Source organism: Actinokineospora spheciospongiae (assembly GCF_000564855.1).
In the GTDB taxonomy this organism is placed as follows: Bacteria; Actinomycetota; Actinomycetes; order Mycobacteriales; family Pseudonocardiaceae; genus Actinokineospora; species Actinokineospora spheciospongiae.
Map to the genome: position 1 here is coordinate 39117 of NZ_AYXG01000111.1, position 6986 is coordinate 46102.

At 73.2% G+C, this 6986-nt stretch carries 7 protein-coding genes; 5 read left to right on the top strand and 2 right to left on the bottom strand.

Annotated features, from left to right (window positions below; translation table 11 throughout):
- The first annotated feature begins 157 nt into the window (after positions 1 to 157).
- The 4 genes from UO65_RS16100 (at position 158) to UO65_RS16115 (ending at position 3737) form a co-directional block, all read left to right on the top strand.
- Positions 158 to 1081 (top strand): ACP S-malonyltransferase, encoded by a 924-nt coding sequence (locus UO65_RS16100; RefSeq protein WP_035283329.1) that lies wholly within the window; start codon positions 158 to 160, stop codon positions 1079 to 1081.
- Complete coding sequence (locus UO65_RS16105) at positions 1078 to 2067, top strand: beta-ketoacyl-ACP synthase III (RefSeq protein WP_035283330.1); 990 nt, start codon at positions 1078 to 1080, stop codon at positions 2065 to 2067. Before UO65_RS16100 ends, UO65_RS16105 begins: the two co-directional genes overlap by 4 nt.
- A 77-nt stretch (positions 2068 to 2144) precedes the next feature.
- A complete protein-coding gene (locus UO65_RS16110; RefSeq protein ID WP_035283331.1) occupies positions 2145 to 2396 on the top strand; it encodes an acyl carrier protein in 252 nt (83 codons plus the stop codon).
- Positions 2397 to 2489: 93 nt separating this feature from the next.
- Positions 2490 to 3737, top strand: coding sequence for a beta-ketoacyl-[acyl-carrier-protein] synthase family protein (locus tag UO65_RS16115; protein ID WP_035283332.1), 1248 nt, complete (start codon positions 2490 to 2492; stop codon positions 3735 to 3737).
- 72 nt (positions 3738 to 3809) lie between these two features.
- Here the strand turns inward: UO65_RS16115 and UO65_RS16120 are convergent, their stop codons facing one another.
- Positions 3810 to 4400 (bottom strand): hypothetical protein, encoded by a 591-nt coding sequence (locus tag UO65_RS16120; protein WP_035283334.1) that lies wholly within the window; start codon positions 4398 to 4400, stop codon positions 3810 to 3812.
- Positions 4401 to 4472: 72 nt separating this feature from the next.
- Positions 4473 to 4976: a DUF3145 domain-containing protein gene (locus UO65_RS16125; protein WP_110081262.1), complete on the bottom strand. Its 504-nt coding sequence runs from the start codon at positions 4974 to 4976 to the stop codon at positions 4473 to 4475.
- 379 nt (positions 4977 to 5355) lie between these two features.
- Here UO65_RS16125 and UO65_RS16130 point away from each other — a divergent pair, with 379 nt between their 5' ends.
- Positions 5356 to 6627, top strand: a complete 1272-nt coding sequence (locus tag UO65_RS16130) for a hypothetical protein (RefSeq protein WP_035283336.1) — start codon at positions 5356 to 5358, stop codon at positions 6625 to 6627.
- Positions 6628 to 6986 lie beyond the last annotated feature (359 nt).

The window sequence follows — 6986 nt, forward strand, 5'->3', positions numbered from 1 at the left end:
GCAACGCTTCGGTGTCCCACACCACAACGCACAAGGAACTGCCGCGGTGGCGGTTCATAACGGCTTAACCTTTGTAGGGTTTCCACAACAGGTGTGCCGGAGCTTGGTGAGCTGGCGGCATGCTCACCGGGCGGGCGGACGGTGTCTAGTTAGCACTGTGATCGCATTGCTCGCACCCGGACAGGGTTCCCAGGCACCGGGGATGCTCCTCCCCTGGCTCGAACTGCCCGACACCGCCGAGCGGCTCGCGGGCTGGTCCGAGGTGGCCGGGCTCGACCTCGCCCGGCTCGGCACCACCGCCGACGCCGACGAGATCAAGGACACCGCGATCACGCAGCCGCTGATCGTGGCCTCAACCCTGCTGGCCCACGAGGAGCTGGCCCGCCGGGTGGAGATCCCCGCCGACGTGCTGGTGGCGGGCCACTCGATCGGCGAGTTCGCCGCCGCCGCGATCGCCGGGGTGCTGACGCCGGAGGACGCGGTGGCGCTCGCCGCGGTCCGCGGCCGGGAGATGGCCGCCGCCTGCGAGCTGGAGCCCACCGGCATGTCCGCCCTGGTCCGCGGCACCGAGGAGGGCATCCTGGCCCGCCTGGCCGAACTGGGCCTGGTGCCCGCCAACCGCAACGGGGCGGGCCAGATCGTCGCCGCCGGTTCGACCGCCGCGCTGGAGAAGCTCGCCGCCGAGCCGCCGGAGGGCGCCAAGGCGATCACCCTCAAGGTCGCGGGCGCCTTCCACACCCGCTACATGGCCCCGGCCCAGGACGCGCTGCGCGCGCACGCCGCCACCCTGGCCACCCCCGCGGACCCCACCCGCACCCTGCTGTCGAACCGCGACGGCGCGGTGGTCACCGACGGCGCGGACGTGCTGGAGCGGCTCATCGACCAGGTCACCAACCCGGTCCGGTGGGACCTGTGCATGGCCACCATGGCCGAGCGCGGCGTCACCGCGGTCGTCGAGTTCCCGCCCGCGGGCGCGCTCGTCGGCCTGGCGAAGCGCGAGCTGAAGGGCACACCCTTCTTCGCGCTCAAGACACCGGACACCCTCGACGCCGTCGTCGAGCTGATCGGGAGCACGTCATGACCACGCTGAACCAGACCACCGGCCCCACCGCCACCCGCATCCTGGGCGTGGGCAGCCACCAGCCCGAGCGGATCGTCACCAACGACGAGCTGTCGCTGCACATGGACACCACCGACCAGTGGATTCGCGAGCGCGTGGGCATCGCCGAGCGGCGGTTCTCCGCCCCGGACGAGAAGCTGGTCGACATGGCGGTCATCGCCGGGTCCAAGGCGCTCGCCGACTCCGGGCTGAGCCCGTCCGACGTCGACACCGTGATCCTAGCGAACTGCACCATGCCGCACCCCATCCCCAACGGCGCCGCGCAGGTGGCCGACCGGATCGGGGTGAAGGCGGCGGGCGCGTTCGACCTCAACGCCGCCTGCGCGGGCTTCTGCTACAGCCTGGGCACCGCCTCGGACCTGGTCCGCGCGGGCTCGGCGAAGCGGGTGCTGGTGATCGGCGCGGAGAAGCTGACCGACTGGGTGGACCCGACCGACCGGTCCAACGCGATCATCTTCGCCGACGGCGCGGGCGCCGCGGTGGTCGGCCCGTCGGACACCCCCGGCATCGGCCCGGTGGTCTGGGGCAGCGCCGGTGACCTGGTCGACACGATCGGGATGAACCCGAACCCGGCGGGCGGCAACAAGGTGCTCTACCAGGAGGGCCAGTCGGTCTTCCGGTGGGCGACGACGAAGATCGCGCCGATCGCGCTGCGCGCGCTGGAGGCCGCGGGCATCACCCCGGCCGAGGTGGACGTGCTCATCCCGCACCAGGCGAACCTGCGCATCGTCGAGTCGATCGCCAAGAAGCTGCGGGCCAACGGCGCCCGGGAGGACATGGTCGTCGCCGACGACATCGTGTACTCCGGCAACACCTCCTCGGCATCGATCCCGATGGCGATGGACCACATGCGCGCCGCGGGCCGGATCAAGCCCGGCGACGTGGCGCTGCTCGTGGGCTTCGGAGCGGGCCTGTCCTACGCGGGACAGGTCGTGATCTGCCCCTGACCCAGGGGCCGCAACAACGCCGGTCGGGCGCGGTGCCCGGCCGGTGGCAACGCACACCACGGAAGGACACCAAGCACATGGCGGACAAGCCCAGCGACGCGGAGATCCTCGAGGGCCTCTCGGAGATCGTGGAAGAGGTCGCGGGTGTCTCCCCCGACGACGTGACCGCGGACAAGTCCTTCGTGGACGACCTCGACATCGACTCGCTGTCCATGGTCGAGATCGCCGTGCAGGCCGAGGACCGGTTCGGCGTCAAGATCCCCGACGACGAGCTGGCGAACCTCAAGACCGTGGGTGACGCCGTCACCTACGTGTCCAGCCACGCCTGATCGCGGCACCGACCGCTCCACCCGCACGAAACCCCGGGTCCCCGTGCCGCCCGGCACCCGGTCAGGCACACCACCCGCTGTGAAGGAACCGCCATGAGCAACGTCGATGTCGTCGTCACCGGGCTGGGCGCCACCACGCCGCTCGGCGGGGACGTCACGTCCACCTGGGATGCCCTGCTCGCGGGCGAGAACGGCATCCGGCGCAACGACAACGAGTGGGTCGAGAAGTACGACCTGCCCGCGCGCTTGGCCGCTCCCCTCGCCGTCGAGCCGACGGACGTGCTGCCGCGCGTGCAGGCCCGCCGCCTGGACCGCTGCGAGCAGGTGGCCCTGATCGCCGCGCGGGAGGCCTGGGCGGACGCCGGGTTCGACCTGCCCTCCGACGGCAGCGAACCGGTGGACCCGGACCGGCTCGGGGTCAGCATCGGCACCGGGGTCGGCGGACCGCTGACCCTGCTGGGCCAGGACGACCTCCTGGAGCAGCAGGGCCTGCGCAAGGTCTCGCCGCTGACGGTGCCGATGCTGATGCCCAACGGCCCGGCCGCGCACGTCGGGATCGAGCTGCGCGCCCGGGCGGGCGTGCACTCCCCGGCCTCGGCCTGCGCCTCCGGTGCCGAGGGCATCGCCACCGCCTGGCAGATGATCCAGAACGGCCGCGCCGACGTGGTCGTGGCCGGTGGCGCCGAGGCGTGCATCCACCCGATCACCGTGGCGGGCTTCTGCCAGTCGCGGACGTTGAGCACCCGCAACGACGCCCCGGACCGGGCTTCGCGGCCGTTCGACACCGACCGGGACGGGTTCGTCCTCGGCGAGGGGGCGGGCGTGCTGGTGCTCGAGCGCGCCGACCACGCCATCGCCCGCGGCGCGCGGATCTACGGCCGGGTCGCCGGGTACGGCATGACCTCCGACGCCTACCACATCACCGGCAACCACCCCGAGGGCCTGGGGCAGGTCAAGGCCATCGAGAACGCGGTGCGCGTGGCCGGGCTGACCGCGGCCGACATCGGCCACGTCAACGCGCACGCCACCTCCACGGTGGTCGGCGACGTCGGCGAGGCCGCCGCGATCCGCAAGGCCATCGGCGACCACCCGGTGCTCACCGCGCCGAAGTCCGCCATCGGCCACCTGGTCGGCGGTGCGGGCGCGGTGGAGAGCATCTTCACCCTGCTGTCGCTGTACTACGGGGTCATCCCCGCCACCCGCAACCTGGAGAACCTGGACCCGCGGGTCGAGTTGGACGTGGTCACCGGGCAGCCGCGCAAGGTGGAGATCACCGCCGCGGTGAACGACTCGTTCGGCTTCGGCGGGCACAACGTCGCCCTGGTCTTCACGACCGCCTGACCGGCGCCCGCCGCGGCGAGGAGGACCCGTCCCGGGTGGGGCGGGTCCTCCTGTCGTTCCACTGAGGACTGATCAGCAGGGGTCGTGCTGGGGGCTGGCGCCGGTGGCGGTCATGTCGAGGCGCCACTGCCCCCCGGTGAGGATCAGCGGGTAGACCACGCTCCAGCGGATGCAGTCGACCGGCAGCTCCGGCGGGGCGTCGGCCGGGTCCTGCTTGCTGACGAAGGTGAGCAGGACCCTGGCGGTGTTCGGCGGACCCGTCTCGATGCGGTAGACGACGATGGTGCCGTCGGTCGTCGTGGCGTAGTTGCGCTGCCAGTCGGGTTCCGGCATGGCCTTGACGCGGTCGTCGGTGACCGTGGTCTTCCAGCGGTCGTAGTTCTTGCCGTTGATCGCGTCGAAGTGGGTCTGCAGGAGCTGGCGGGTGGTCTCGTAGAGGGGGTGGCCGACGGCGTCGGCGGTGCCCCGGACGTCGCGCGGACCGGGTTGGGCGGCGGCGGGGACGGCGGACTCGGTCGGCACGACCGCCGACGCGGGCGGGGAGGTCCTGGTGACCGGGTCGAGGTAGAACTCGCGGGCCAGCAGCCCCGCCACCGCGGTCAGCACGACCGCGACCAGCACCACCGGCAGCACCCACCGCTGCCCACCACCCGACTCGCGCACGGGTGCCAGCGTGCCACAGCGGCCCCACTGCCCGGGCGCGGCCGAGGAACCGCCGAGCGGGGCCGCGGCGGCCTAGCCGACGCGGTGCAGCCAGGTGATGGGGGCGCCGTCGCCCGCGCGGCGGTAGGGTTCCAGGGCTTCGTCCCAGGAGGCGCCGAGCAGTTCGTCGACCTTGAAGGCGAAGGACTCGCCGCCCCGGGCGGTGGCGGCGACGGCGCGCAGTTGGTCCTCGCCGACGACGATGTCGCCGTTGGCGCCGGTGCGGGCGTGCCACAGGCCCAGGGCCGGGGCGTAGCAGAACCGCTCGCCGTCGACGCCCGCGCTGGGTTCCTCGGTGACCTCGAAGCGGATCATCGGCCAGGCCCGCAGCCCGGCCGCCAGCTTGGCACCGGTGCCCGCGTCGCCGGTCCACGCGCACTCGGCGCGCAACTGGCCGGGGGCGGCGGGCTGCGCGGTCCAGCGCAACTCCGCGCGGACCCCGAGGGTGCCCGAAATCGACCACTCGACGTGCGGACACACCGCAGACGGCGACGAGTGGACGTACACCACACCTTGGGTGTTTCCACGGGTGCTCACTGCTGACCTCCGCTGCTCGACGAGGATCGTCTTCCCCTACGTCCATCGCGCTCAACGGTTGACCGGCGGTGATCGCCCGCGATCATTGTGCCCTGCCGCCGGACTCCTTGGCCACACGAACGGCGAAAGACACCGCCCGGTGCGCGGATTCCGTCGGCCGGTGACGAACAACGGGTGTCCACCGCGAACTCCCCGCACCCGATCACTCACGAAGCGGCGTCACCGGGGGGCGGACCACCGATGGCGAGGCACCACCGCGTTCGACCAAGATCCGCGAACCGAGGTCGCCGGTCCGCGGAATGGCCACCGGGGATACCGTGTCGCACACTGGCCGTGGGGGGTTCCACGTGATCAGGCCGCGACTGGTGGAGGTGCCGCGTTGCGCACACTGCGACTCGGTGACACGGCGTCGTCCGTCGGCAACGACCTGCGGGCCGCGCTGGCCTCCTGGGGGCGCGGCGACGGCGTCGCGGGTGGGGTGGCGCTGATCGGGTACCGGCCGCCGGACCACCCCGAACCGCTCGAAGCGGTCATCCTGCTGCCCCGCGCGGTCCTGGTGGTGGTCGGCGTCGACCTGCCCGACCCGGCGATGCGGCTGGAGGCACCGCTGTCGGGGGTGTGGAAGACCGACGGCTGGCCGCTGACCCGCCAGGACGGACCGGTGAACCCGGCGGTCGACGCGCTCGGGGCGACCTCGGCGGTGTCCGACGCCCTGGAGTCCGCCAGGGCCGAACCGCTGCCGACCGGCACCGTGGTCGCGGTCGGCCCGTACGTCGGGCAGGTCGCGCAGCCCAGCGCCGACCTGGTGCGCGGCGTGCGCATCCTGCACCCGGAACCCAAGTCGCTGCTGACCGCCGCGCGCGAGCTGTCCACGCACACCCGCGTCTGCCCGGCCACCGACGCCCGCCGGATGCTGACCGCGCTCGGCGTGGAACTCGACCACGCCGACCTGGTCGCCGAGGGCTTCGGCGACGTGGTGGCCCCCGCGGTCGCCGCGGCGAGCACCACGTTCATCCCCAAGATCGCCCTGGAGGCGAACCGGCCCGAGCCAGCCCAGGCGCGGCAGCGGTCGCTGCGGTGGCTGCCGATCGCCGCGGTGCTCCTGGTGGCGGTGCTGCTGATCACCGGCATCGCGGTGGCCATCAGCTCCGCCGACGAGGACCCCGGCGGCGGGCAGGCCCCCCACTCCTCCGGCTCGGCGGTCCCGGTCGAGGGCATCGGCTACACCGCCCGCGGCACCGCGGAAGCCACCGACTGCGCCGCACACGCGTTCGGCGACGTGCAGGCGTGGTTGCAGGCCAACCGGTGCGCCCGGCTGATCCGGGCCCGCTTCGAGGCCGCGGACCGCGACGGCAGGCAGGCCGCGGTGCTGGTGTCGGTGCTGCGCTTCGCGGGCAGCACCTCCGGGGCGGAGCTGCGCGCGGTCGCCGACCGGCCGGGTGCGGGCGGCGTGCGCGACCAGGCCGCCGAGGGCGTGCCATGGCCGGGCGATCGCCAGCCCGCGTTCACCTCCGCCGCCTACGCCAGCGGCCGCGAGGGCAACAGCGTCAAGCTGGTGCAGGCGGTGTGGCTCGACCAGGCCTCGACACCGGAGGACCCGGCACTGCGCGAGATCGCGACCAGAGCGCTGCGGTTGGGCACCGGCACCTGAGGGCCAGGTCCTGCCCGCACAGCAAGCCGCCCACCCCCACAACCACCGCCCCGGCCACCCGCCACCCGAAACCCGACGGGCGCAGCGACAACCAGCCAGCCACCCCACCAACCACCGGCCCGGCAAGCGAATGCCCGGGTGGGCGGATGCGCTTGGCCAGCCGCCCACCCCGAAAACCGGCGGCCCGGCTACGGACATGCCCGGGTGGGTGGAGGTCCTGAACGCAGGCCGACCATCTCGAAAACCGCCGGCCCGGCGACCGAATGCCCGGGTGGGTGGATGCGCTTGCCTAGCGGGCCACCCCGAAACCGCCGGCCTGGCGAGCGAACTGCCCGGGTGGGTGGATGTGTTTGGCCGGG

Coding starts and splice junctions, on each gene's coding strand:
- UO65_RS16110 (WP_035283331.1), top strand. CDS start 2,145: ATGGCGGACAAGCCCAGCGACGCGGAGATCCTCGAGGGCCTCTCGGAG.
- UO65_RS16115 (WP_035283332.1), top strand. CDS start 2,490: ATGAGCAACGTCGATGTCGTCGTCACCGGGCTGGGCGCCACCACGCCG.
- UO65_RS16105 (WP_035283330.1), top strand. CDS start 1,078: ATGACCACGCTGAACCAGACCACCGGCCCCACCGCCACCCGCATCCTG.